This is a genomic window from Streptomyces sp. NPDC037301 (assembly GCF_055602785.1).
Genome location: NZ_JBVJWD010000074.1, coordinates 1 through 24,369, shown reverse-complemented (window position 1 = coordinate 24,369; position 24,369 = coordinate 1). Strand labels below are relative to the sequence as shown.

Sequence of the window (24,369 nt, the reverse complement as noted above, 5' to 3'; positions counted from 1 at the left end):
GTCAGTTGCGCACGCGTCACACGAACGTCTTACCAGGCCACCAACACGCACGGGGCCAAAACCCGACTTTGATCACAACCGAGAACAGGCCCTAGATCACCTGCTACGACGCAGCCAACAACCACACATCAGAGTTCAGATCCTGCCCTTTAGCGCCGGCGCGTACAGCGCTGCTCTCAGCAGCTTCATCCTCTACGGAAGCCCTGACCCTGCCCTTGACGTCGTATTCATCGAGAGCCAGGTCGGCTCGCTCTTCATGGAAGAGCCCCGCGCGCGCGAAGAGTACGCCAGCGCTATCGACTTCCTGCGCCGTGAGGCGTTGGACCCCGACGCCTCCGCAGACCTCATCGTCGAGGCGAGCAAGAGGCATCTCACCAAGCACAACTAGCGAGGAATACCGTGCCAGCACAACCCCGATGGTTCACCAGCAGCTACAGCGGCTCCCCTAACAACGAGTGCGTCCAGTGCGCCATAGACATACCGCGGGAAGTCCGCGTACGTGACTCCAAGGCGCCCGACGGCCCGCAGTTCACGTTCGGCCCCTCGGCGTGGGCTGCCTTCACACAGGCAGTCCGAATGGGCAACCTTCGCCCCCAGTCCTGAGCCAAGGTCTCACATCAGAGCGGCTCCCCCCTTGCTGGGGACGGGCCGCTCTGATGTGAGCCGGCCCCATTTCGATTCGACCACTGAGCGGCGAGAGCGCAGTCTCGGCCGATTTCGAGCAATTGTCAAGAGTTGTGGGTCAGGTGGTGCGTGAGGGTGAGTCTCACTGAGGCTTGATGAAAGCCTTGTGCTAGAGCCTGGCATGCTGGCCCGGGAGGGCTTGCCGACCGGACGTGGAGCTTCATGGCACCGACGGCGGTGTCTCATATGCTCAGCCCATGAGAGAGCCTCATCCGATCGAGCCATCAGGAACGTTTGTCACCAAGGGCGATGATCGTTGGCGCGATGATCGGTGGTACGGGCGGTACCGGTTGTGGTTTGCTCAGGTGTCGCCGTGGCCCAACCCATACGGGACGTTTATTCGAGTACGTCCGGGATGGCGGTCTTTGGTCGAGGAGACGCTCTCGGTGGTGGCCACCGAGGTGCCCAGGCAGAAAACCTGGCCGGTCCATCTGCTCAACCAGAAGGCCCATGGGAGAGGATGGGAATTCGACCTGGGGCCACCGGAGGCTGACTACCTCTGCCTGGAGCAGCTGTCGGACATCTGCTACATCGACATACGCAACCTTCACCAGCTCATCGACCTCCTGGCACCGGCCATGGAGGACGCGCACTTCTTCGTCTACTCGGCGGGCGACGGCCTCGACCGATGGGTCGACGAAGTACGCATCCGTGACGGACGTAGCAGCGTTGCCAGGTGGACCGTCGAGGGCGAGGCCTGGGCTGATTTCCCCGCGTTGTGCGCGGAGCTCGCCGGTAATCGCGCTGGGGACGAGGCCTTCGTCCGCTTCGTCACCTCCCTGAGCGATCAGTGAGCCCAGCCGCGAATCCCATCACGCGGCAGTGTTCTCCAGGCGTTCGACGAAGACGCCGTTCTCGAACCTGGCGCCGGAGCGGACGAGCGCGACGAGATGGGCTCCGGTGATCGCGCGCCAGCGGATCTGGGCGGACTCGACGAGCTTGAACACCATCGCCAGGGCCGCAGCCGGGCTGCCTGCCCCGCGGGTGACCTTGGTCCGCAGCTTGACCGTGGAGAACGTCGACTCGATCGGATTCGTGGTCCGCAGATGGATCCAGTGCTCGGCCGGGAAGCCGTAGAACGCCAGCAGTTCCTCCTGGTCCTCGACGATCTTCGTGACGGCCTTGGGCCACTTTGTCCCGTAGGTGCGCGCGAAAGCCTCGATCGCCTTCTCGGCGTGGGTGCGATCCTCGGCGTTGTAGATCTCCTGCATCGCCTTCGTTGCGCTCGGCTGTGCGGACTTCGGCAGACAGTTCGTGACATTGCGGGCCTTGTGAACCCAGCACCTTTGATGCCGTGCAGCTGGGAACACCTCACTGACAGCCTTCCACAGGCCCATCGCGCCATCACCGACGACCAGCTCCGGGGCGCGCATGCCCCGGCGGCGGCAGTCGCGTAGCAGGTCGGCCCACGACTCGGTGCTCTCTCGCAGACCCTCGGCCAGGGCGATCAGCTCCTTCGTGCCGTCCAACCGCACCCCGAGCAGGACCAGGACACAGGAGTGCGCCTGCCCGAGACGCACCTTGGGGTGCACGCCATCGGCCCACACGTAGACGAAGTCGCGATCCGACAGGTCGCGCTCCTGGAAGGCGGCGTGGTCGTCGCTCCACTGCTTGGTGAGCCGGGTCACGGTAGCCGGGGACAGGCCGGCCGTGCCGCCGAGAAACTGCTCCAGTGCGGGCACGAAGTCCCCGGACGACAGTCCGTGCAGGTAGAGCAACGGCAGCACCTCGCTGATCTTCGGGGACTTGCGGCACCACGGCGGCAGGATCTTCGAGGAGAACCGCTTGCGCTCGCCGGTGGCCTCGTCCACGCGCCGGTCGTTCACCCGTGGCGCGGTGACCTTGAGGGGACCTGCCGCGGTGACCACGGTGCGGGGCCGGTGGTGGCCGTTGCGGACGACCAAGCGTCGGCCCCGATCGTCCGTCTCGGCGGCCAACTCAGCTATGTACTGGTTGACTTCCGCTTCCAGTGCGGCGGCGAGCATACGCCGGGCGCCCTCGCGGACGATCTCGTCGATCAGAGAGCCGGAGTGGGTGGAGCCGTCGGCAGTTACTACGCTGAGCACGGACGTACCTTCCCGACCCGCGCTGCACCGCAGGCCTACTCGATGACCATTCACAGGATCATTCGGGAAGGTACGCCCTCCGCGTCCTTCCCGATTCCGATCCACAGGTCTTGAGCATTGCTCGCCGATTTCGCGAGAGGGCCTGCGGAACGTATCTATGATGCGGACAATCTCAGACAGCAGCTGTTGTCCGCATCAGTCCTTCAGATAGGGAGCTCATGCCGCAACGACCAAAGCCTCTTGATGACACGGTCTCTACTCGCGCATGGTTCGGGCTCGAGGTGCGGAACTGGAGACGTGTCCGCAGGCTTTCTTCCGCAGCGCTGGGAGTAAAAGTCAACGTCAGTGGCACGTTAGTCGAACGAATCGAGAAGGACGAACGATCCTGCAACGAGAGTCTCACCGCCCGTTTCGACGAAGCTCTGGACGCTGGTGGCGCACTGAACCGGCTCTGGCGCCGCGTTGAGGAAGAAGCAGCTGTCGTACCGTCTGATGCGGACAAGACGTCGGCGCAGACGGCTCCGGATGGCTTCCGTGCAGCCCCTGCGGGCATGCTGGTGGACGAGACCACGTACTCAGATGGGAGGCCGTCAGACGTGAACCGTCGCTCATTCGTTGCCGTCAGTGGCCTGGCCGCTATTGCCCCTGGCTCCGTAGCCGGTCTGGTCGCAGAACCCTCACTTCCCAAGAGCGTGCGCCCCTCAGACATCGCACAAGTCGGAGCCGCTGCTGACACACTCGCAGGCTGGGACAACTTGTTCGGGGGTGCTGGAATCGTCCGCAGCACGTGGACGGGCCAACTCGCCTGGGCCAAAGGGTTACTGAATGTCCCATATCCGCCTTCTCTTGAGGCCTCTCTTTTCACCGCGGTTGGTCGACTGGCCGTCGTGATAGGAGCCAGCGCTTTCGATGCCTACGCCCACAAGGAAGCAGAACAACTGCTCAACTTCGGGACATGGTGCGCCGAACAAGCCAACAACTGGCATCTCAGGGCCACCGCCCTGAACTGGCGAGCCAGACAGGCCGTCTGGTGCGGGCACCCGGATGTCGGGCTCACGCTTGCCGACAACGGCCTGGTCCGTTCCGACCGTCTAACCCCTCGCGAGCAGGCCATGCTGCACAACGCACGAGCCCGAGCCTGGGCAAAGATGGGACGACCCCAGGAGACACTCACTGCGATCGGCCAGTCCGACGACGTCTTCAGCACTGCCCAGAAGGGCGAAGATGTTCCATGGATGGCCTACTACGACGATGCTCAGCATCACGGTGACACAGGACACGCAGCCTTCGACATCGCACTGATGCCAGGGCAGTCCCCCACCACGGCGCGTACCCGCCTCCAGCGAGCCATCGACGGACACACCGGCGCATACGTGCGGTCTCGAGCGCTGTCCGGAACAAAACTCGCCACACTCCTCATGTTGGCCGGCGAGCCCCAGGAAGCCGCAGTCATCGCTTCACGAGCACTGGACGAAGTAGGGAAGCTCCAGTCCAAACGAGCGTTGACCGACGTCCGTGATCTCGCTAAGGCCGGCGCACGGTACGCCCGAAGGCCGGATGTCGCAGAAATGCGCGCACGTATCCGATCGACGGTCTTGGTGTGAACCAGTCCCGCACCGCCCGGTCCCTGAACATCATGCAGGGGATAGCCAGAGTTGCAGGCATCTCTTCAGAAGGTGCCGAACCCATCAGGCTGGCAGAGAACGATTTGTGGCGTCTCCCGGGCGGAGTCGTCGTACGCATCGGCCGCCCAGGGCAAGGCGCGGCGGCCGCCCGCGAAGTCGCTGTAGCCCGTTGGCTCGCCAAGGAAGGGATGGCCGCAGTCCGGCCTCTACCCATCGACCAGCCCATCCAAATAGGGGGACGTGCCGCCACGCTATGGGATGAACTTCCCCCCCACCGGCCGGGAAACGAGGCCGACTTGGCGCCACTGCTACAGCAACTTCACGACTTGCCTCAACCTCAGCTGGACCTAGGCGAGCTGGATCCCTTTGTACGCATCGCTGACCGAGTGTGCTCTGCGCGTTGGGTCGGCGAACAGAATCAAACGTGGCTGCTACGGCACCTTGACGCCCTGCGAAGTTCATGGGCAGCACTGCCGGACGGCTTGCCAGTATGCGTAATACATGGCGACGCATGGCCCGGAAATACCGCGATATTGGCAAACGGGACGGCAGTCCTGCTCGACTTCGAACGCACTTCGATCGGCCTACCTGAATGGGACCTCACCTCGACAGCAGTCGCGGCAGATACCTTCGGTTCTGTCACAGCGGCCGAGTACAGGCAGTTCTGCGTGGCTTACGGACATGACGTCATGGACTGGGGCGGGTATCCGACCCTGCGAGCGACTCGCGAACTTCGACTGGTCACGTTCGCTTTGCAGGTTGCGACCGAAGACCCTAGCGCACGGCCTCAAGCTTTCCACCGAGTTGCTTGTGTGAGAGGTCAGCGAGGACCTCGCCCCTGGGGATGGACCGCGGTGGGCTGAAGTCACGGCCGCTACGGCTGCCCGCATCACTGCTGACCCGGCCGACGTGGCCTCCTCAAGGCTGGCATGCACGTCGGCTGTGGCCGCCTCCGGTTTGTTCAGCTGTGCGTGCCGGAAGTCCCGGCGAGCGGGAGCCCGGCGACCCGTTCCCAGACCTCGTCGCGTACGGCCTCGGGAAACACGGCCACGTAGTCGCCGTTCGGGCCGGACGTCAGTTGCGTCCCGCCGCCGCGCCAGGCCGACCACGCGTTGAGCGCGTCTCGGTAGAAGACGCTGTGCACGCCGCCGGGATGTTCGGTCAGCTCCAGGACGAACAGCGCCAGGGCTGCGAGCTCGCCTCCAGCGTCGTGCAGGACCTCGGCCACCTCCTCCACGTGTAGGAAGAGGATGTCGCGGATCAGCTGGGGCCCGAGGAACCGGGGACCGTCGCAGGCCACCGCTGGCCGCGAAGAGAAGTCGGCGAGTGCGGCCCGGCCTGCCTCGACGCGCGTGCCCAGGGCGCCGTCTGCGACAGCGCTGACGACGGCGTGCCTCTTGGCCTGCGCCGGTGGCCCGGACTTCCGCGAGCGTCTCGAAGGCGACGACGGTGTCCTGCGGCTGCCGTTGCCGCACTGGTTCGACCCTGGTCAGGTATGGGTGTGGCTTCCGCCCGGCGATCTGCCGCCCGCCCTGCAGGGGCTGGGCCCGGGCACCAGCCTGGGCACCCTCGTGAGCGCGGTGGAGGCAGCTCACCCCGACCTGCGCCACCGCTTTCGCGCAGAGGTGGCCGCCACACTGGAAGGGGACGAGGAGGTCAGCGAGGGCGAGGACAAGCGGGACTACCTGGTCGAGCAACTGTGGCCGGCTGCGATCTGCTACGCCGTCACCGCAGCCACCCAGTTCCGCGAACGCCCCAACGGCCACTCGCCGTGGAACCTCCTCGACGACGGATTCGAGGAGGGCGCTCTGGGCGACCACTTCGACCAGATCGGCAGCACCCTGGACGCCGACTCCCTCGGACCGGTGTTCACTCTGTCAATCGGTGTGCCGCTTGTCTCCGAAGCCCTCGGCTTGAAGTCGGACCGTGACCTCTGAGGGCCCTCGCAAGGAACTTGCCGTGGACGAGGCCGCCCGCGACGCGCTCGTCCAGGCGGCGTGGTAAGGGACTGTGAATCGGCCCGTCGACGGCCCTTGCCGTCGTGACCTTCATCGTGGCGGAGCGGCAGTGGCAGGCGGGAGGCTCAGAATGGGGCGGGCACAGACGACCTCCCAGAACCGCACCAGGAGGTCGTCGCCGGTGATCGGCGCAGCAGATCCCGGCCTCACGCCCCCGTTCCCGCAATGTGTCCCGGCACCCGGTCCCTCCCTGGAGGGTGGCCCAGCCCCTCCAGGAGGTCGGGTCATTCCGGGATCGTCGCCGTGACCGGCTGGAGGTCCGTAACACGGCGCCTCAGGAGGCGGGCCGCGCACGGGCCGCGCACGGGCCGCGCACGGGCCGCGCATGTCACCGGCACTCGTCACGTACAGCTGGGCATCGATCGTTTGGCACTTCGGGCAGTACGGACGCCCGGCGGCCTGCGCGCGTTCCTCCGCCGGGCATAGGCGCGGGCCTTCGATCAGGCCAGTGATGATCACACGGCCGCAGTGTGCGCACTCGATGCCGTACAACGCGTCCTGTTCCTTAGATTTTCTAGTCACTTGAGCAGGAATGACGTGCCGGCTGTCCGTTGATCTTAGTAGCGACGACCTTGATCCATCAGGGCCCATACGTAGAGCCATTCACCCTCGCGATGCTTACTGCGTCCGTTGTCGAATCGCGCTTGAATGGCTGGCCAAACGCCTCCGGCGCTGAGGCCTAGAGCCGAGACAACCGAGATCAGTTGTTCAGCTTGAACTGCAAGCAACGTTACGGTCGTGACGCACAATGTCGCCCCAACGGCGGCAAGGGCCTTCGTCTTTGTTGCGTTGCTGATTCTCTGCTGGACGTCGAGTACCTGGCTGCGGATTTCGCCCTCAAGTTTTGCCAGTTGGACTTGGGATTGAACTGACTCTATAGCCTCGTCCATGTCTAGCATTGTCGCTCTGAGGAAACTCCGAAACTTAGCATATGAGTCGAATTCTTCCGTAGTCACTCTGCTGAAGTCGCGGAGGGAAACTCCGTCGATGTAGGGGACGTCCATGCTCATAATTGGGCGAACCACTCGGCTCTTGATAGGCTCGGCCCCTGACGCATCGATGACCCTTCGTTCCTGAATTAGGTAGTCGATTGCCTGACTGTTATGGAAAGTTAGATCTTCAGCGGCAATACTCGAATGGGACGGGTTTGTTGCCGCATATGACGGAAGATACCAAAGTAGCCCGGACTTCATGAGTGGTTCAGAGTCTAGGATCCACTTTCCCAACCCCTGCACATCCGTGGATCGCATGCCGTAATGAACCAGAACCGGATTAGCACTTACGACATTATGTGGAGCGGCCAGGTAGTAGTCGAGTTCGATCAGTTCGCCTTCATGGTCCTCGGAAAGCATTAGCGTGTCCGAAACCAGGATCGCCCGCTTTGTTACATCATTAAAGTTCCGTGGCTCCACATTGAGTCCTAGGTGAAATCGACTCCTATCCAACCTCTTGGCGTCCACTAGGGGGACTCTGTCTTTCTCGCGCATTGCGCGACCATATTCCCTGACGACCGCATCAAGATCGAGTCGATCGTCATCAGAGAGGTCACGGAAGAATCGCTGCTGCCGTCGAGCCACTTGCCTATTCATCGCAATTGCCGAACTTCTGCGGAGCTTCATGAGGGCATGTTGCCCCGTCGCGATATGTCTCGAACCCGGGGCGGGGCGCTGCGTGTGTCGACGTCTCGCGCTGCGAACGGCGTAGTTCGGAGAAGAGCTGGTGGCCGCCCTGGCCGACCGTGCCGAGGTGACTCGCAAGGAGAAGTGGCGCCGGCTGACGGACCTCAGCCCGTCGCGGCGAGCGAAGCTCAAGACCCTGGACGAGCAGCTTGCTGGGTTGCGGGAGCTGAACGAGAAGGTGCTCGCCCTCGCCGACGAGCTGTCCAAGGGCACCATCGACACGGTGATGGCGGCCTCGGACACGGAGCTGGGTCTGGCGGCGCTGCTCGGCCAGAGGCCGGGCGCGTAGATCGTCAGCGGTCGATGCTGGCCCGTACGCTGCGTACGAGGTCGGCGTCGTCGCGCATGACGGCGGGGACCGCGGCGTCGGCGCGGGCCTGGCCGTGGTCTTCACCGCAGGGGCAGGCACTCCACCCTTCCTTCTCGATCTTGTCCGCGACGCGGTCCAGGATCTGCGCGGTCTCGTCCAGCACGGCGGCCGGGACAGGCGCGAGCTCGCTGTCGAGGTCGGCGATGGCGGAGCCGATTTCACAGATGAGGTCGATGGCGTGCTGCGCGGTGCGCGAGTCACCGTTGCTGGTGGCGTACTTGGCGGCCTGGGCCAAGGCCATCAGGGGACGTCCGGTAACGCACCGGTCGGTGGGTACCGTGCGGTTCTCCAGACGGAAGGGCCGAATGCCGTGGGCGCCTTCTGCACCGTCGGTGGACTCGGCACCGGCCTTGGCGATCTGGTCGGCGATGACCGAGGGGTCGATGTAGCGCAGGGCAGAGCGGGGCTGGATACCCATGCGCTCGGCGACGGTGTTCACCGCGTGGGCGAGCACGTTACGCACCCCGACGGGCACGACGTCCAGGCCGCGGGTGAGCAACTCGGCCTCGGTCTGCGCAAGGAGGGCCTTGAAGCCCTGGGTGTTCTTGATGTCTGCCACGGCATCGAGCCTACGGCCCGGCGCCGGGGAACTCACGCCGTGAACGCGCTCTGTCGCAGTGGCCGCCTGGATCTTTAGGCTCTGCTCATGTCGAATCAGAAGCGGGGCAGGAAGCACCGAACGCCGCAGAAGCGGGTTGTCCCACGAAGTCCCTCGGTACCCCGTCCGCGTGCGGCGGTACCGGTGTTGTCGGGGGGCGGGTTGCCGTTGCGGGGGAGCCTGGATCAGATGGCGAGGATGCTGGAGCACGCGAAGCCGGACCAGCTGGTGGAACTGGTGCTGCCGTATCTGTGGGTGGCCCTCGCCGACGGCCGCGTCCCGGCGAACATATGCGTGGACGCGTGCATGACGCTGCGGAACGCCTACGGGCAGCTGGGGGTGCGGGCTGAACTGCTGCCGGTCGACCTGGCGATCCAGAACAAGGACGGAAGCGGGACGCGCTATGGCTCGCTCACGCCGAGCTGGACGGGCACCTCGTGGAACGGGCACTGCGTGCTGGTGCTGCCCGACTCCGAGCGATTCGTGGACGCCACGGTGGAGCAGTTCGACGAGGTCCGTGAGATCGGAATGGGCCCGATGGTCGGCAAGGTGGCCTTGTCGACCATCAGCACACAGGACGGCTCGATGATGGAGCCGGGAGCGCAGGTGGTGCTCCAGCGCGGGGAGCTGGTGCTGGCGTACACGGTCGCCGGCCCGGAGGCGCTGGCCTCCATCGTGGAGTACCCGGAAGCGGTGGCCCACGCCGACGGTCACCGGCGCACAGGGGTGAATGTCGCTTCCTTCACCCTGGTCGCCCTGCGCGGTGAGGGGGTGCGCGGCCGGGCGATACAGGCCCCCTATCCGAGACTGCGCGCCCTGCTGCGGGCAGTCGGGGATGCCCCGTACGAGGCGGACGAGGCCGGGGACGTGCGGTTCCGCCTGCCTGATCAGAACGGCCAGGAGCAGTGGCTGCGGCTGGACGAGATCCCGCTGCCGCCGAGCACCCCGGCCGCTTGGCCGCGCTCGTAGGAGGTCGGGCGCACGGCAGAGGATCCTGGCCATGAGTTGATCGCCAGGGTCCTCTGAGCCGGTCAGGTCAGACGTCGATGTCGACGAGTGGCGGCAATTCGCGCAGCGCGGCGGGCAGTTCGGTGATGCCGCGCTGGACGTACCAGCCGCGGGCCCAGCGCAGGACGGCGACGCGGCCGAGCCGCCATTCGTCGCAGAACTGCGAGAGCACGTCGATGCAGAAGTCCTCACGAAGCGCGACCAGGGCGTCGTCCTGGGGGTAGGCGATCACGGACATTCCGCACTCGTCGGGGTCGCCCAGGTCGAGCGCGTCGGTGAGGACCGCCGCGGCTGTGCGGCTGGTGCCGCCGCCGTTGTGGCCCGAAGCCGCCCAGCTCGTCCTCGTCCTTCGCCTTGAGCTCGCGCAGCACCTTCACGCTCTCGCGCTGGGTGGGGCCGTCCTCGGGCTTGTCGACCAGCAGCCGGGCGGGCTGCCATGCGTCCTCGTCGCTGCCGGCTCCCTGGACGCCGTGGTACGTGCGGTCCTCATAGGCCATGCCGTTCCCCTCCCGTTGATCACTGCGGCTGATGCCTCTCACCCTGCCCGACGCCGGCGTTCGCCGACAGGGCGCGTTCGGTCAGTCCTTGGGCGGGAAGAGCGACAGGAGCCGGGCGCGCTGGTTGGCGCCGAGGCCCTGGACGCGGCGGCTCTCGGAGATGCCGAGGTCGGCGAGGAGTTGGCCGGCGCGGACGGCGCCGATGCCGGGGAGCGATTCGAGGACACGCCGCACCCGGATCTTGCCGACCACGGTGTCCTGACGGGCGAGCAGGTCCCTGAGCGGCAGGGCTCCCGCCTTCAACGCGGCCATCAGGTCGCCGCGTTCCTTGCGGACAGCCTTCGCCTTCTGAAGTGCTTCGGCCCTCTGTGACCTGTGACAGCGAAGCCCGGACGGTTGCCAACGAAGTTGGGACATCGCTGTTCTGTGACAACGAAGTTGGGAGCTGGCCAAGTCAGGGTGCGGTGGCGACGGCGGACGAGCCAGGGGTACGCCGAGCCTTCCGGTCCGCTCTGGACGTGGCAGCGCAACGGCTCGCCGCCGCCCCGCCCTGCGGCGTCCCAGCATCGCTCAGGACCGTGACGAGCCGCACCCGATGATGGTGGAACCCGTGCGCGAGCTGCCGGCCGAGTAGCCGGTGCGGGTGCTGGACGCGATCTTCACCAGCCGCGGGCCCGAGTGCCTGCCGATGGCCTGGGAGTAACCGGCCGTCGGCGAGGCGGGACCGGGCGGGTCCCGCCTCGCCGATGGGTGCGGTTCACTGCGAGTTGTCGCTCTGCGGCAGCCGACGGGTCTGCTCCAGCAGCAGTTCTCCGTGCTGCACCAGTTCCCGCGGCACAGTGGGAAGGAGGTACGGGTTCAGACTCTGGTCCCGCTGCGCCCGCATGGCGTCGACGACCCGCTCCTTGTACCGCAAGGTCCGGTGCGCCTCCATCGCCCTGTGCGTCTCGGCCCTCAGTTCGGTGAGCGACTCGCCCAGGTCGACCGGCAGTACCTGGTGGCCCTGCTGGGCGGCCAGGACGCTGGCGTCGGTCACGGCCACGGTCTTGTCCAGGCCTCCGCGGACCAGCCCGAGCACCACTGCTGAGGGCTGCGTGTCGGCGGACGGGCCGCTCGCCACGGCGACCGGGGCGGGCTGGGTGTGGTTCTCGGTGAGCATACGCACGGCTTCTTCGCGGCCGGCCTGGTCGAGCTTGGCGGGCAGCTGCCCCGCGTCGGCCGCGGCCTTCACGCGCTGCAGGGCCTTCTGGTAGCCGCAGCCGGTCGTGCGGTTCAGCGCGCGGGCGATCCGCTCCTGGTTGGTGGTGTTGCGGGAGGACGAGGCCATCGCTTCTCCTTCGTCGCGTCCTGGCGTTGCGGTTCGTCCCACCACGAGCTTGGCCAGGGTGCGCGGTTCGGAAGAGGGCACCGGTCGTCGCTCGCACCCGCGCGGCAGCACGGTTCACCGGCATCCCGGGGGTGGGCCCGGCCGGCGCGCACAAGCGAGGTGCGCTGCGCCGAGCATAACAGCCGGTACCGACAACGCCCCTGGCCAGTTCCCAACTTCGTTGTCACAGAACAGCGATGTCCCAACTTCGTTGGCAACCGGCCGGGCTTCGCTGTCACAGGTCACTCTGGGATGGGGTCAACGGAGGAAGCGCCATGGGGAGCGGTCCTTTCACAAGGTGATCGAGATGACCATCCTGCCTCTGTCGTTGTGGCGCTGACCAGCAGGTTTACGGGGATTTTGCACCTGTTTCCTCTGCGGCGGCGAATGCCGAGCGGGGTCGAGGGATGTTGTCGGCGCCCTGGAGGGCGGCGAAGTCGGCTTGGGCCGCCTCGATGGCCTCGGGGTACGCGCGGGCCTTCTCGTGCTCGGCGAGCACCCGGTAGATCCCAGCGACGCTGGGGCTCTGTCCCTTGCGCTTGCCGGTGGGGATGATCAGGTCGGGCTGGATCTGCTCGACGGACTCGCCGAGTGCCTTGCGGCGCAGGACGGTGTGCAGCATGTCGGCGGTGATGACCGGGGGCCGGTCGCCGTGCTTGCCCTTGCGGGCCGCGGTGTCGAGCCCATACAGCGTGGATTCGCGGATGTTCTCCCGCTCGGTCTCCGCCATCGCGGCAAAGAAGCCGAACAGCAGCCTGCCGGGCCCGTGGGGTCGTAGATGCCGGGCAGGGGCCCGGCGAGCATCTCCAGCACCAGGCCGTGCTCGGTGAGGTGGTCGGCGAGCGCGGTGAGTTCGGCGGCAACCCGCCCGAGCCTTTTCATCTCGTACTGAACAGGACCCGGCACTGCGGCGCGTGTGCCTTGATCTCCCGGGCGGTCTTCAGGGCCTCCTCGAAGGCGGGGCGGACCTTGATGCGAGTGCTGATCTTCTCGCTGAAGACCTTCTCTCGCTCGATGCCGTGCTTGGCGAGCGCGTCCAGCTGCGAGTCGAGTACCCCGCCGAGGGTCGAGCAGCGGGCGTAGCCGATGCGGATGTCCGTGCTCGGCAGGTCCGGGTCGACGGCTGCGGGGACCGGAGCTCCGGGCCGCCACGGCTGGCCGGGGCCGCGGTCGGCCAGCGTCTGCACCCGCAGCTCCTTGCTGAGCTTCGGCACCTTGGTGAAGCGACCGGTGTGGAACGCGCTCGCGACCGCGCCGGAGCGCGAGCGGCACGGCGAGCCGGGTGCGGCCCTGCACTTGGGGCACGGATGGCGTTCGACGAGATCGGCTTCTGACTCGGCGGGCGGGGAAGGTTCTTGAGGGTTCGTCATGAGCCCGGATTTTCACACAACTCAAGTCGCAGAAACTGCCCTCCCGGCTTTTGAGTGAGAACGGCTTCTGCGACCCGATCCTGGATTCGGCGATCTCCGGACGCTCCGTTTTGATCTCGCTCGGACAAAGGACTGTTTGTGAGAATCACTCGGCGTCTGGGTCGGTGTCGCTCGGGTGGGCGCCCGTGAGTTCCCACTCCAGCATCCGCATCCGCTCGACCTGTCGGCGTACGACGGCGACCATTCCGGCGTCGAACTCGTGGTCGGGGCCGATGTCCGCGGCGTCGAAGTAGGCGTCGATCCGGCTCTCGTCGCCCGTCGTGGCGAAGTGGCGGCACGCGAGCCCGTGCTGGATCCGGGCGGCACTGATGTCGGGGAAGTTCGCGATGAGCGCCAGGGCGGCGTCATCGTCGTCCAAGTGGGCCGGAGCGAAGGTCAGGTAGAGGGTGCCGAGGTCGTGTTCGTACAGGCGGTGGGTCATACGTGGTTCAACGCAGGAATGGGAGGGAAGGCCATCACCCATTCGGCGTCCGGCAGTTATGCAGGGCATGGAACCCAACACCGTCTTCGAGGCGATCACTGGCGTCCCGGCTCCCCGGGACGAAGCTGTCGTCGCCCGAGCCGATGAATATGGAGAACGCGGGAGCTGCCTGCGACTTCTGCCCGGACGGCTCGATCTTCGGAACCGGGTCGGCGCCGGTGGTATGGGCCTTTCCGGCCGGGCAGGCCGAGCAGTCCGCCGAGCTCGTTCCAGGCTCGAGTATCCGGATCAGCATGCCCATCGCCGCGATGCTCTGGAAGGCGTGCGAGCGCTGCCGGCGGCCAAGGCCAACAAGTGGGCGGACCTGGCTCGCGAGTGCGGCTATCCGGAAGGCAGCAACGGCACCGTGACACGGGAGGGCTTTCGGGTCGCGCGGCTTCCCGGCCCCGGCTACGCGAGGCCGCTGGTGCCGCACAAACTGCCCACCGTGCACAAGAAGGTCCGCGACGCCTGGGAGCAGGGGAAGCTCGCCTTCGCCGCCCCCGTCCGCGAGCGCCTGGAGCGCGCCGCGCTGCTCGTGGAGCTCGACAGGCACCTGTACGTGCGCTGCGGTCAGGACGGCGACGACACATGGCTGGTCGAGACCGTCGGCCAGGAGATCGTGGCCCCATTCAGCCTCCACCTGGATCGCAGCGTCCGGATCACCCTGCTCCCCGGCTCAGTCGTAGTCGTCGGCCACGCATTCGTACTCCGGTGCCAGCGCGAGGCTGTCGGGGGCCAGTGCCATGCACACACACGCGCACCAGCACGGCCAGCCGACACGGATGTGCGTTTCCCTACTCACCCGGCCTTCGCAGATCAGGCACTTGGGCGCACACCCGCAGGTCGAGCAGTCGGCGCACTTCATCCGGCTGCACTTGTCGCACAGGGTGTCGGAGGGAGGCGGGCCGCCGGGGAAGCACCCACGGCACTCCCAGGCCCCGCACTCTCCGCAGGCCGTCGTCATCTTCCCAGCTTCACGCCCAAGGTGGGATCCCGGCGAGGGTGACACACACGCGTAGCCCGGAAAGCCCTCGTTGCGTCGTGTCCCGAAGGCGTACGCGGTCTTGAACAACGTCGCGTCGCGGAACGCGGGCAGCCAGCCCTTGCGGCCGAAGGCCCGGATGCGGGCCTCCTCGTCGTCGCAGTGGGCGAAGAAAGCATGTAGCTCGGCCCTGGTGAAGGCGCGCTTCTTCGCATCGGACTCGTTGTCCTGGACGTGCACCGCGGTGTTCCACTCGTGCACGATCTGGACCGGATGGGAGCCGAACCGCTCTTCACCCGTGGTGGCCCACTCGTAGAGGGGGTCGGTGGCGAAGTAGCAGAAGGAGCGGATGGCTTCGGAGTACGAGCGGATCGTCGAACGCTTCAGATCACGCAATGAGCGCAGGTCACCGAGCCCTTCGTCCACCATGGCCGGCGTCCACTGCCACGGTGAAGGCGTTCACGTAGGCGGTGAACGTCTTCACCGTGTTCTCCCGACCTTCGACAGTCGAGCGGGCCAGGTTCCGTGCGAGCTGCTGATTGGCGAATCCGCCCAGCATCGCGGAGAAGACCTGTTCCTCTGGCCGCAGCAGTGCGATGCCGTCCGTCAGGTGCAGTCTCGCCGCCCCCGGGACCGTCCCGTTGAACCTCACTGTCCACCACTCTCCGTAGCCCGCATCCAATGCGAGAGAACCGCATCGGATGCGAGTCGGCGGCGAATCTGCAGGCCGTCCATCCGGATGAGTGACAGCGGCTGGCCATCAGGCCTCGCCAGCCGCTACCGTCGCGCGACGCAACAGAGCCGGACCTGTTATCTGTGGCAAGGGGAAAACGGTGCCCACGCTCGTCCAGCTGCCGGTCGGGAAGGCGGTGACCGTCCGGACGGCGGACGACCTGTTCCTCGACTCGCTCGGCAAACCCGAACACCGCCCGGCGACGCACGGCGCTGACGCCACGGCGGCGGACAGCCCCCTCCGGGTGGCATGGCGTATCCCGGCCGCGGGGATCAATGGAACCTCGATCATGGTCGGGACGGCATCGTCCCGAGCCGACAGTCGGCGAATGCCTGCACGATTTGGTCGGTGCGGCCTTTACGTTCAGCCCTCGCGCCGGGTGCTCCTGACCGGGCTTCGCACGCTCCCCCGCACGCTGTTGTGCGCCCTGCCCTGACGGCCGATACAGGGATATGTTCGCGCTCAACCAATCCAGCGGGCCTGCCCCGCCCCGTTCGAAGGGCTCTCAGTTGCCTCAGCGCATGAGACTTTCCCTGCTCGCGTCCGCCGTACTGGCCGCGGCCCTGCTTCCGATCGGCTCCGCCAGTGCCGCTCTGGCCACACCCGCCACCGCTCAAGCACCGACTGTGGTGGCGGCGAACTGCCAGGAAACCCTCGACGGGGTCTTCTGCGGCTACGACCGCAGCAACGCCTACACGGACCGCGGCGACTCTGGTGCGAAGGTGAAGGAGGTCCAGGCGCTGCTGATCTACCACGGCTACTCGGTGGGCTCCACTGGGGTGGACGGCTACTTCGGAGCTGCCACGGAGTCCGCCGTGAAGCGCTTCCAGACTGCGAAAAGGATCACTGCCGACGGCATTGTCGGCGCGAATACCTGGGCATGGCTCCGGACGGAGGCCTAGTGCCGTATTAGGCAACGTTCGCCCTGTTGTGACGCGCCGCCCGGAATCGATCCGGGCGGCGCGTCGTGCGACATGCTGCGCGGGTGAGTGGCTGAGCGTGTGCGGTCCACATTCCCGTGATCAATCTCAGCGCCAACCACGGTTCCATTGATCCCGGAGGCCGGAGAGCCCCGTGGGTTCACGGAAACTGAAGCCAGTTCGGTGGGAACTCGCGCTCGTTCTGATTTCGAGCAGCACGGGCGGCTGCGTTCTCATCCCTCAACAGCAGCACGGACAAGGACGCGGGAACCCTCGACCGGGCGCGGACTTCTAGACCCGGACTTCGCGGGTCGCTGTTTCAGGTTTGTGGCCAGCGGGTTTGTCCGATGTCGGTGTCGAGGAGATCGAGGAGGTGGAGTTGGACGCCACGGGTGATCTGGACGGTGGGCGGATCGGTGATGTGGCCGATCCGCAGGGTGAGTTCGCCGAGGTGGTAGAAGATCATGCGGCCGGTGGGGCGGACCCGGCGGTTGTCGGGGTAGAGGCCGATCATGGTCTGTTCGGGGCCGAGTGCGCGTCTGACCTGCCGCTCGATCAGACAGAAGACGAGCAGGGCCAGGCAGATGACCTGGATCAGGGCGGCGACACGCCGGTTGTGCTGGACGAAGACGGGCGCGACCGCGAGGGGGCCCTTGAAGTCGTGGTAGCGGCGCTCGACCGCGCCCTGACCCTTGTAGTGGATCAGGACCTGGTCCGGGTCGGCCTGCTCGGCCGGGGTGGATGTCAGCAAGGCGTACCAGCCATCGACGGCGGCTTCGGCGTCCAGGACGCCGGTGTCGAAGTGCCAGGCCAGGGCCGGGATGCCGTGCTCGTTCTCGGTAACGGTGAAGCGCAGGCAGGAGGTGACACGGCGCTTGGCGGCGATCACCCCGACGCGGGCGGTGATCTTCTCGGTGGTCTTGTAGTGCCGTCCACCGGCTGCGGTGGTGAGCTTGCCGAGTTCCTCGGCGGCCTTGGCCAGGCGTTTGGCCCGGGCGGCCTGCTGGCCCGCGGCGTTCGCGGTGGAGTGGACCAGGATCCGCCGCACGGTGAGCGGCGGATCGCTCTTGCGGGGCCCGTTCAGGGTGTGGCTGTCCTCCAGCACACGGTAGAACTCGCGCTGTTCGGCCGGCTTGTCCGCGTCCCGGTCCGGTGTCCAGTCCACGACGGTGGCCTGCGAGAAGTCGAGTGCGGCGTAGACGTCGTCCTTGACCTGCGCGGCCGGGGCCGGGGCAATGAACTGCACCCCGGCCGCCAGCAGGGCGGAGATGTTGGTGTAGGACACCAGTTTGGAGTCGGCGACCATCAGGAACTCCTGCTCGTCGGCCATGGCCCGCAGGTCCTTCATCGCCCCGACGACCTGGCTGACCTCGGCCGCCGCCCCGCCGAAGACCCGGGCATGGAGCGGAATGCCACCGTCGGCCGACACCGCGAGTCCGGCCTGGACCTGCTTCAAGTCCACCCGCCGGTCCTTGGGATGCCCGTAGTTGATGACGGGGAAGTCCTCGTCCTGGCCCTGGACCGGGAAGGCCCCGTGCACGGACATGCTGGTCATGTCCCAGTGCATCCGGGACACATCGATCCCGAACTCACCGATCGCCCGCGCCCCGACCGTGCCCGCGATCTTCTCCAGCTCCGGAGCGATCGCGTCCAGAGCACGAGCCAGACGGTCGTCGTTCAGCAGCCCAGGCTCGATCCCGAAGACCTCCTCCACCGCCCAGCACCTGGCCCAGTCCTCCACCCGCACCAGCGGCGCGGGCGAGGTCAGCCGGTTGGCCACCAGCGCCTCGATCACCTGCCCGTGCGTCACCAGCGCACTCGCGCCACCGGGACAGACCTCGTCGACAATCCCGGCGACATCCAGCCGGCGCAGAAACTCGGCAGCGACAGGCAGAGCGCCCAGACGCTTCTCCACCACGGACGTCACCGCTACTTCAAAGCGCTGACGCTGGGACCGTGGCCGCGGGGACCGGGAAGACATCGACACACCCCACCCAACGCCACACCCCGGCTCGGGGACACCCCCGAGCCGGTCACACCATACGAATCAACGACCCGCGAAGTCCGGGTCTAGAGCTCGACGAGAATGATCCCGTCGGCCCTCGCGGCGATATCGGGCGGGGGATCCCCGGCAAGGCAGCGGTCTACGTAGTCCGGCAGCTTTCTGCGCAGCCCGCGCAGGGTGTGTTCGAAGTACGGGACTGCGAAGTGGCCGCGCAGGTCGGGCAAGCTGCGGAACACGCTCGCGGCGGCGGTCTCTACTGGAGCCTCGGCCACGGCTGCGGCAAATTGGCCCATGGCCATGCGGCCGATGCTGTCGAAGATGTGACGGGCCACCTTCCGCGCGCCGACCTGCTCCGCGGAGAGGAACTCGCGCAGCGTTGGATCCGCGCCGCCCAGGTTGAGCGCCCGGTACAGGTCGCTTGCGCCGTACGGGCCGGGCGCGGTCACCTCGATCAGCGGCTTCGCCCACTGACAGAACACCTCCACCGCACTACGGTCGGGATGCCACGGAGCCTGTTCGGCGAGCCGGATCTCCCGCTCGGCCGCCAGTGCCGGCACCAGCGTCACCGCCGCCCCGTCCCGCTCACCGCAGGACACACGGCCCACGTGTGCCGAGGCGCAGCGCATCTGCGACCGGTATCCCCGGTCGCCCGCGTACAGCATGAAGCCGGCCGGGATCCGAAACGAGTCGGCCGTCTCGAACAGCTTCCGCAGTTGTTCCCCTGGCGAGGTGCGTGGGTGCTGGAAGCCGATCTGCCACCGGCGGCCATCCTGCTTGATGTTCTTCGCCTGGATCAGGCAACCGAAGCACTCACCGGACCTGTCCACCCACCACCACAGGTAGTCCGCACCGACGCGGCCCTCCTGCTGCTTGTTGAACCGCTCGAACCGCACCTCGGGATCGACGTTCACGCAAAGCCGGAGGGTGACGTACTCCTCCTCCCATCCCCCTCGTAGGCCAGAAGCTCGCCCATTTCCCTCTCGACAACCGCCGTTGCCCGACAGAACGCCTCATGCACAGGAGAGGCAGTACATCCCGCCCCCACGTCATCCCCCACCCGCTGCTCCCAGTCCTTGTGTCCTTGGACGAGTTGACGACCAACGCTACGCCTGGCTGGCCCCGTGTGAACGAGCGCCGTCCGCACCTTCCGGCGTTCGTCCCCAAGCCCCGGCCCCTGAAACTCACTGACAGGGAACCACCTCGCACAGTGGGCTATCGAGGAAGTGTTCCCTATGTGGTGGTTGGCGGCACTCCGTTGCGACCAAGAACGAAGGCGAACCGGTCGGTGAAGGAGAAGTCCTCCTCAGTATTGTGTTGACGGAGGATCTCTGTGATGCCGTCCTCGAGCTCGGCGTCGGAGTACGCCGACAGCAGTGACATGTAGCGGGAGCGGACCATCCCCAGATAGCGGTCACGGGCGAATGCCAGAGGGAACCCCGAATACGTCACCTCGGTATCCAGGCCCGCCGCGCGCATCGCGTCCGCGATGTGCTCCGGGTCGGGCTGACGGGTGGTGAAGCGCGCCAGAGCGGCCGGCCACAGGGGATAGTCGATAGTGGTGGGCAGCATCACCACCAGAATCCGGCCGCCCGGGGCCAGCAGCCGGGCCAGCCCAGCGACCACCTCAGCGCGTTCCTCGGCCGCCACATGATGCAGGACCTCCTTGGCAAGGACCACGTCGTACGCAGTCTCCGGGAGGGGCTCTTGGCCCGAGGCGATCTCCTGCGCGGTCGCGCACACCGGATAGATCTGCCTGTCGCCAGCCCGCCTCAGGATCTGCTCGATCATCGCGAACGAGGGGTCGACGGCGGTGATGGTGTGCTGCGTCGGCGTCAGCGCGTCGGTGTACAGCCCGGTGCCGCAGCCCAGATCCAGAGGCCGCTCACCCACGGTCGGGACAAGCCGCTCCTTGATGGCGGCACGCATCCAGTCGGCGAACTGCCGCGAGTGACTCCAGTTCTCATCGTAGGACGGGGCGAGCCGGTCGTAGTGGGCACGAGCGTCATCGCCTTGGGTATCGGTGGTCATGAGCGAAAGTTTGTCACTGGCGAACCAGCCCCCTTCGGCGTTTGGCGCGGGACTCTGCCGGTGTGGCACGCCGAGCCCCCGGGGCCAAGGTGCCAGAAATCGAGTTCCGGCTCCGACTCATACAGCCGCGCCTGCGTCCTGGACATCCTGGCGACGGCGGCGTCACCTGGTCCAGGGCACGGCGTTTCTCCGAGCCGCCGGAGCGCCAGGAGTTGCGCGCCGCCGTCGCGCAGATCAGCGCCTGACCGGCGCCGGGAGCGCGCGGCGCGGTGCGAGGCCGCGTGCTGCCGCGCGGTTCAGGGGCGGTCGTCGGGTATCGGCCGGTGTCTCATTCCGGTGGATCGCGGGTGCCGGGCCGCGGGGACGGGCAAGGTGGGAGCGGCGCGCGATCCCGGCCCGGCCCGGGCAGGGGACGTGCCGACAACCCAAGAGAGGGGACAGCGTGAAATTGTCCGCACGGAGTGCACCGGACGAGGACAACGGCGGCGCACGCCAGGAGCGGTGGCTCCAGCACACGGCGGGGGGCGCTGAGTTCGACCAGGCGGAGTTCGTTGACCGTTACGCGGTGCTGCGATGGGGCACCGACCGAGGCGGCGTCGCTCTGGTGCACTCGATGACCGACGGCAACGCGAGCCCCAAACGGGTCGTCGGCGCCCTGCGCCGACACCACGGTGAACGCCTCGCCCACCGATATGCATGCGTGATCGTGGCGCAGACCAGCACCCAGGTGACGCACCCATACGTACCCGAGCTCCACGCCTGCGACATCGACGGGGCCGGCGAGCCGTACGACACGACATGGGCCCAACTCGCGGCGGCCCTCGGGCAACCGGCGCCGTACTGGTTCCACTCGCTGCGCGACCGCGACGCGATCAACGCCTGGCGCCCGGGCACACCGCCCACACTGGTACCCGCGCACGACATCGCCACCCCGGTCACGGCACTGACAGAGCTGGCCGCCGACGAGCCGGACGGCTCCCCGGCCGCCGAGCTGTGCTGGTACCTCGCCCGCGAGGTCCGCCACCGCGGTTACACCTCGACCACCCGCTACATCGACGAGCTGCGCAAGAACGCGGCCGACGGCGGCGACGGCGCCCACCTCGTCCTCGGCGCGGTACCGGCCCCGCCCACCCGCCCCGCCCCGCAGAAACCGACGGAGATGGTCCGCCGCGCCGGCTGGCTGAGCATCACAGACCGCCGCGACGTCCTCGCGCACCGGGTCGCGGACTTCGCCCAACGCTGGGACGGCGGCCAGGACTGGCACACCGGGGCCGTGACCAGCGTGCAGCCGGCCGCCTGCGACACTGCCCGAGAGTGGTCAAAGCGCCTGGTCCCCACCGCGCCCGATCAGCCTCCCACAGTCCTGGAGAAAGTCCTGCTGGACAACGGCCACGAGGCAGACACGGACGTCCTCCTGCACGACCCCGTCGCCAGCACCCCCGTGCTGCACCGCACCCCGAGCACCAGCAGCGCGAACCTGCTGACCTACACGCTGCAGCGCCTGCCCACCCGCTCGCCGCTCGCTGCCCTCATCCTGAGCGCCGGAGTCTGCTGGATCCGCACCGAGGACGGGTCCTTGTGGCTCGCACCCGAATGGGAGGGCTGGGGCATCGGCTTCGGCTACTCGGGCAACGGCTGCCTTACCCTCGCACGCCTCGTCGACGTCCTCCTCGACGACATCTCCGCCCCCGCGGTCCAACCCGGTGACCCCGCAGCACCACCCACCCTGTTCGAGCTCCTGCGCGACACCCCCTCAAGCAGCACGACCACCTACACCCGCGACCAGCTCGCAGCCGCCCGGGCCTGATGACGACGCCCTTGCCGAGGCCGCCGCGCGGCGTGCACCGCCCGGCTGCTCCCCGCCAGGCACGGTACGGCGCAGCCGTATGCCCACCGTGTCGACGCGGCAGGCATGGTCCGCCTCTCACATCCCATCGATCAGCCGTCGTGCCATCGATGCGGAAGCCTGCGCCCGATGACGGCACGAGGACCCGAAGGAGAACTGCGGTGCGACGCCACCCCCTGGCCGACCATGCTGAAGTACTCGACCCCGACGAGCGGTACACGATCAAGGCCCTGGCCGATCTGACAGCGCGTGCGCCGCGCACGGTCGCGAAGTGGGCGGCGGGCGGACACCTGGGCGAAGGCGGCCGCGAGGAGGCCGTCGGCGCCCACCACACCTTCGGCGCCGCGGTGCAACGGCGGGTGTGGACCGGCCGCCAGCTCCTGGACGCCATAGCCGCCCCCCGCCCTGTTCAGGACCACGGCGGGAGGACGAAGCTGACGACGTGGTCGAAGGGATGCCGGGCCGGTGACGGATGTGAATGCCACCAAGCCCACAACATGGAGACCCACGCACCGCGGCGCACAGCGGCAGAGACGGCATTCCCCGCCAAGGCACGTGCGCGAGTCCTGCAGTGGATCGTGCGGGGGAAGTCACCGCAGTGGTCGGCGGCCAAGGTTGATGTCCCACTGAACCGGATCTGGGGATATGCCCGCTCTCACCCCGACTTCGCGCGGAACTTGGACGGCGCGCTCATGGCCGGGCGGAACCCCAGGCTGGACCACGGGAAGGAACGGACCTACACGGTCCATGGGTGCCGCTGCCCGGAGTGCCGGGAAGCAAAGGCACGAGTCCGGTGAGCTGTACCCCGACATCGGGGCCTCACGAGTGATCACGTCAGCGGAATCGGCCAGCTCCCCGGAGTACGCCAGCGCACAGCTTGCCAGTGAGCGTTCCGCTTGGGACGCCGGAAACCCGCTGCAGATGCCCGGCGTTTGACCAGGTTCAACAGCAGGACATTTCAAGGGAATGCGATGTGGGGGATGAGCCCATGAGGGAGCGGTTGCCGCGCGGGCTGCCCTGGAACGGAGCTGCGCCGGTGGTGCGGGTCACGCCTGGCTGAGGAGAGCTGCCCAGGTGTCGGGGCCGACCACGCTGTCCGTGGCCAGGTGTTGCTCCTGCTGGAAAGCTCCGACGGACTCCGCCGTCAACGTACCGAAAGTCCCGTCGCTGTCGATGGGATGGCCGTGTGCGGCAAGCAGGCGTTGTACAGCTGTGACTGCTGGGCCGCGGTCTCCTGAGCGCACGTTGATGATGAGGGCGTGCCATGTGTCGGGGCCGACGATGCCGTCGGCGGCCAGTGAGCGGTCTCGCTGGAAGGAGCGCACGTGTGCAGTGGTTCCTGGGCCGAAGGCTGCGTCGGCGTCCGTGGGGTAGCCGTGTGCGGTGAGCAGGAGTTGGGCAGCAGCGACAGTGTGGCCCTGAGCGCCGGATTTGACCTGGGGCCAAGAGCGGGGCCCGGTACGGGGCGGCGCCTCTGTCGCGGGTGCAGGGGCGGGGTCGGCTGTCGTCGAGGGTGGGGCAGTCATGTCCTCGGGTGCGGTCGTGCTGCCGGGCTGAGGGCAATCTCCCTCTTCGCAGTCGTCCGGAGGCTGCGAGACGAGGCCTTGTGTGGTTTCCCCAGGCAGGGGCACGCCGTCTGCTGAGCAATAGCCGTCGGCGCAGGCAGACGCGGTGGGGGTTGCCTGTGGGGAGGTGCTGGAGGCGCGTCCTTCGGCGTTTTGGTAGGCCGATGTGGCGACGGTGATCAGGGCAATGATCGTGACGCCGATGAGGAGCGGGCGGCGCCGGAGCCAGTTCAGCAGCCGTCGGAATCGGTTGCGGGCAGGAGCGGCGTGGTGCGATGTGGTGGCCATGGCTTCTCCCGGACAGGGGGTGGGGTTGGTTCGGATGTGGATTCCTGGTGGGGGGGGGGGGGGGGGGGGGGGGGCCCCCCCCCCCCCCCCCCCCCCCCCCCCCCCCCCGGCCCCGGTCACCCCCGTTCACCATCCTTCGGCGACGGCACCACACCCGGAAAGTCACGATCCCATGCTTCGATTTCTTCTCCGCCGCGT

At 67.3% G+C, this 24,369-nt stretch carries 30 protein-coding genes; 13 read left to right on the top strand and 17 right to left on the bottom strand.

The features are described 5' to 3' along the window. The 3 genes from ACZ7IB_RS45185 to ACZ7IB_RS45175 form a co-directional block, all read left to right on the top strand. Window positions 1-388, top strand: a 388-nt coding sequence (locus ACZ7IB_RS45185; RefSeq protein WP_470920908.1) for a Scr1 family TA system antitoxin-like transcriptional regulator, incomplete at its 5' end; no start/stop codon positions are given. An 11-nt stretch (window positions 389-399) separates the two neighbouring features. Then, window positions 400-603 (top strand): DUF397 domain-containing protein, encoded by a 204-nt coding sequence (locus ACZ7IB_RS45180; protein ID WP_470920906.1) that lies wholly within the window; start codon window positions 400-402, stop codon window positions 601-603. A 446-nt stretch (window positions 604-1,049) separates the two neighbouring features. Continuing rightward, window positions 1,050-1,478, top strand: coding sequence for a hypothetical protein (locus ACZ7IB_RS45175; RefSeq protein ID WP_329594017.1), 429 nt, complete (start codon window positions 1,050-1,052; stop codon window positions 1,476-1,478). Window positions 1,479-1,496: 18 nt separating this feature from the next. Here ACZ7IB_RS45175 and ACZ7IB_RS45170 read toward each other — a convergent pair whose 3' ends face one another. Continuing rightward, the gene (locus tag ACZ7IB_RS45170) at window positions 1,497-2,750 is read right to left on the bottom strand and encodes an IS256 family transposase (RefSeq protein ID WP_326741176.1); all 1,254 of its coding nucleotides are present in this window, start codon (window positions 2,748-2,750) and stop codon (window positions 1,497-1,499) included. 218 nt (window positions 2,751-2,968) lie between these two features. Between ACZ7IB_RS45170 and ACZ7IB_RS45165 the strand changes: the two genes are divergently transcribed. Next, the gene (locus tag ACZ7IB_RS45165; protein WP_470920905.1) at window positions 2,969-4,354 is read left to right on the top strand and encodes a helix-turn-helix domain-containing protein; all 1,386 of its coding nucleotides are present in this window, start codon (window positions 2,969-2,971) and stop codon (window positions 4,352-4,354) included. A gap of 32 nt (window positions 4,355-4,386) precedes the next feature. Beyond that, window positions 4,387-5,238: a phosphotransferase family protein gene (locus ACZ7IB_RS45160; RefSeq protein WP_470920909.1), complete on the top strand. Its 852-nt coding sequence runs from the start codon at window positions 4,387-4,389 to the stop codon at window positions 5,236-5,238. A gap of 98 nt (window positions 5,239-5,336) precedes the next feature. Here ACZ7IB_RS45160 and ACZ7IB_RS45155 read toward each other — a convergent pair whose 3' ends face one another. Continuing rightward, window positions 5,337-5,675 (bottom strand): hypothetical protein, encoded by a 339-nt coding sequence (locus ACZ7IB_RS45155; protein ID WP_470920903.1) that lies wholly within the window; start codon window positions 5,673-5,675, stop codon window positions 5,337-5,339. A 97-nt stretch (window positions 5,676-5,772) separates the two neighbouring features. Here ACZ7IB_RS45155 and ACZ7IB_RS45150 point away from each other — a divergent pair, with 97 nt between their 5' ends. Next, the gene (locus tag ACZ7IB_RS45150) at window positions 5,773-6,312 is read left to right on the top strand and encodes a hypothetical protein (protein WP_470920901.1); all 540 of its coding nucleotides are present in this window, start codon (window positions 5,773-5,775) and stop codon (window positions 6,310-6,312) included. A 638-nt stretch (window positions 6,313-6,950) separates the two neighbouring features. On the opposite strand, the gene ACZ7IB_RS45145 is transcribed toward ACZ7IB_RS45150, so the two are convergent. Continuing rightward, window positions 6,951-8,012, bottom strand: coding sequence for a hypothetical protein (locus ACZ7IB_RS45145; protein ID WP_470920899.1), 1,062 nt, complete (start codon window positions 8,010-8,012; stop codon window positions 6,951-6,953). Window positions 8,013-8,112: 100 nt separating this feature from the next. Here ACZ7IB_RS45145 and ACZ7IB_RS45140 point away from each other — a divergent pair, with 100 nt between their 5' ends. Then, window positions 8,113-8,361, top strand: coding sequence for a hypothetical protein (locus ACZ7IB_RS45140; protein WP_470920897.1), 249 nt, complete (start codon window positions 8,113-8,115; stop codon window positions 8,359-8,361). Between the two features lie 4 nt (window positions 8,362-8,365). On the opposite strand, the gene ACZ7IB_RS45135 is transcribed toward ACZ7IB_RS45140, so the two are convergent. Then, entirely contained in the window at window positions 8,366-9,001 is a 636-nt protein-coding gene (locus tag ACZ7IB_RS45135) for a hypothetical protein (RefSeq protein ID WP_470920895.1), read from the bottom strand. Window positions 9,002-9,229: 228 nt separating this feature from the next. On the opposite strand from ACZ7IB_RS45135, the gene ACZ7IB_RS45130 reads away from it, so the two are divergent. Then, entirely contained in the window at window positions 9,230-10,009 is a 780-nt protein-coding gene (locus ACZ7IB_RS45130) for a hypothetical protein (RefSeq protein ID WP_470920893.1), read from the top strand. 67 nt (window positions 10,010-10,076) lie between these two features. Here ACZ7IB_RS45130 and ACZ7IB_RS45125 read toward each other — a convergent pair whose 3' ends face one another. The 9 genes from ACZ7IB_RS45125 to ACZ7IB_RS45085 form a co-directional block, all read right to left on the bottom strand. Continuing rightward, window positions 10,077-10,280 carry a hypothetical protein gene (locus tag ACZ7IB_RS45125; protein ID WP_470920891.1) on the bottom strand — a complete coding sequence of 68 codons (204 nt, stop codon included), beginning with the start codon at window positions 10,278-10,280 and terminating at the stop codon, window positions 10,077-10,079. Between the two features lie 346 nt (window positions 10,281-10,626). Beyond that, window positions 10,627-10,962, bottom strand: coding sequence for an integration host factor, actinobacterial type (mihF, locus tag ACZ7IB_RS45120; protein WP_470920890.1), 336 nt, complete (start codon window positions 10,960-10,962; stop codon window positions 10,627-10,629). 340 nt (window positions 10,963-11,302) lie between these two features. Then, window positions 11,303-11,872 (bottom strand): hypothetical protein, encoded by a 570-nt coding sequence (locus tag ACZ7IB_RS45115; protein ID WP_470920888.1) that lies wholly within the window; start codon window positions 11,870-11,872, stop codon window positions 11,303-11,305. Window positions 11,873-12,260: 388 nt separating this feature from the next. Then, window positions 12,261-12,641, bottom strand: a complete 381-nt coding sequence (locus tag ACZ7IB_RS45110; RefSeq protein WP_470920886.1) for a hypothetical protein — start codon at window positions 12,639-12,641, stop codon at window positions 12,261-12,263. A 148-nt stretch (window positions 12,642-12,789) separates the two neighbouring features. Beyond that, window positions 12,790-13,281: a zinc finger domain-containing protein gene (locus tag ACZ7IB_RS45105; RefSeq protein WP_470920885.1), complete on the bottom strand. Its 492-nt coding sequence runs from the start codon at window positions 13,279-13,281 to the stop codon at window positions 12,790-12,792. Window positions 13,282-13,426: 145 nt separating this feature from the next. Continuing rightward, a complete protein-coding gene (locus ACZ7IB_RS45100) occupies window positions 13,427-13,762 on the bottom strand; it encodes a hypothetical protein (protein WP_470920883.1) in 336 nt (111 codons plus the stop codon). Window positions 13,763-13,796: 34 nt separating this feature from the next. Then, window positions 13,797-14,444 carry a hypothetical protein gene (locus ACZ7IB_RS45095; RefSeq protein ID WP_470920882.1) on the bottom strand — a complete coding sequence of 216 codons (648 nt, stop codon included), beginning with the start codon at window positions 14,442-14,444 and terminating at the stop codon, window positions 13,797-13,799. A 36-nt stretch (window positions 14,445-14,480) separates the two neighbouring features. Beyond that, window positions 14,481-15,215, bottom strand: coding sequence for a hypothetical protein (locus ACZ7IB_RS45090; RefSeq protein ID WP_470920880.1), 735 nt, complete (start codon window positions 15,213-15,215; stop codon window positions 14,481-14,483). Further along, on the bottom strand, window positions 15,193-15,438 hold the full coding sequence (locus tag ACZ7IB_RS45085; protein WP_470920878.1) for a hypothetical protein: 246 nt from the start codon (window positions 15,436-15,438) through the stop codon (window positions 15,193-15,195). The genes ACZ7IB_RS45090 and ACZ7IB_RS45085 overlap by 23 nt, the downstream gene beginning before the upstream one ends. A 181-nt stretch (window positions 15,439-15,619) precedes the next feature. Here ACZ7IB_RS45085 and ACZ7IB_RS45080 point away from each other — a divergent pair, with 181 nt between their 5' ends. Together ACZ7IB_RS45080 and ACZ7IB_RS45075 are read left to right on the top strand one after the other, a co-directional pair. Beyond that, window positions 15,620-15,955: a hypothetical protein gene (locus ACZ7IB_RS45080; protein ID WP_470920877.1), complete on the top strand. Its 336-nt coding sequence runs from the start codon at window positions 15,620-15,622 to the stop codon at window positions 15,953-15,955. Window positions 15,956-16,040: 85 nt separating this feature from the next. Beyond that, window positions 16,041-16,421 (top strand): peptidoglycan-binding domain-containing protein, encoded by a 381-nt coding sequence (locus ACZ7IB_RS45075; RefSeq protein ID WP_470920875.1) that lies wholly within the window; start codon window positions 16,041-16,043, stop codon window positions 16,419-16,421. Between the two features lie 337 nt (window positions 16,422-16,758). Here the strand turns inward: ACZ7IB_RS45075 and ACZ7IB_RS45070 are convergent, their stop codons facing one another. The 3 genes from ACZ7IB_RS45070 to ACZ7IB_RS45060 all read right to left on the bottom strand — a co-directional run bounded on the left by ACZ7IB_RS45070 (window position 16,759) and on the right by ACZ7IB_RS45060 (window position 20,472). After that, window positions 16,759-18,357 carry an IS1634 family transposase gene (locus ACZ7IB_RS45070; RefSeq protein ID WP_470920874.1) on the bottom strand — a complete coding sequence of 533 codons (1,599 nt, stop codon included), beginning with the start codon at window positions 18,355-18,357 and terminating at the stop codon, window positions 16,759-16,761. Between the two features lie 152 nt (window positions 18,358-18,509). Beyond that, entirely contained in the window at window positions 18,510-19,355 is an 846-nt protein-coding gene (locus ACZ7IB_RS45065; protein ID WP_470920873.1) for a hypothetical protein, read from the bottom strand. 319 nt (window positions 19,356-19,674) lie between these two features. After that, complete coding sequence (locus tag ACZ7IB_RS45060; RefSeq protein WP_470920872.1) at window positions 19,675-20,472, bottom strand: class I SAM-dependent methyltransferase; 798 nt, start codon at window positions 20,470-20,472, stop codon at window positions 19,675-19,677. Between the two features lie 62 nt (window positions 20,473-20,534). Between ACZ7IB_RS45060 and ACZ7IB_RS45055 the strand changes: the two genes are divergently transcribed. The 3 genes from ACZ7IB_RS45055 to ACZ7IB_RS45045 all read left to right on the top strand — a co-directional run bounded on the left by ACZ7IB_RS45055 (window position 20,535) and on the right by ACZ7IB_RS45045 (window position 23,115). Beyond that, window positions 20,535-20,717: a hypothetical protein gene (locus ACZ7IB_RS45055; protein ID WP_470920871.1), complete on the top strand. Its 183-nt coding sequence runs from the start codon at window positions 20,535-20,537 to the stop codon at window positions 20,715-20,717. A gap of 197 nt (window positions 20,718-20,914) precedes the next feature. After that, entirely contained in the window at window positions 20,915-22,279 is a 1,365-nt protein-coding gene (locus ACZ7IB_RS45050) for a hypothetical protein (protein WP_470920869.1), read from the top strand. A 200-nt stretch (window positions 22,280-22,479) separates the two neighbouring features. Then, window positions 22,480-23,115, top strand: a complete 636-nt coding sequence (locus ACZ7IB_RS45045; RefSeq protein WP_470920867.1) for a hypothetical protein — start codon at window positions 22,480-22,482, stop codon at window positions 23,113-23,115. Between the two features lie 249 nt (window positions 23,116-23,364). Here ACZ7IB_RS45045 and ACZ7IB_RS45040 read toward each other — a convergent pair whose 3' ends face one another. After that, entirely contained in the window at window positions 23,365-24,171 is an 807-nt protein-coding gene (locus ACZ7IB_RS45040) for a peptidoglycan-binding domain-containing protein (protein ID WP_470920866.1), read from the bottom strand. Window positions 24,172-24,369 lie beyond the last annotated feature (198 nt).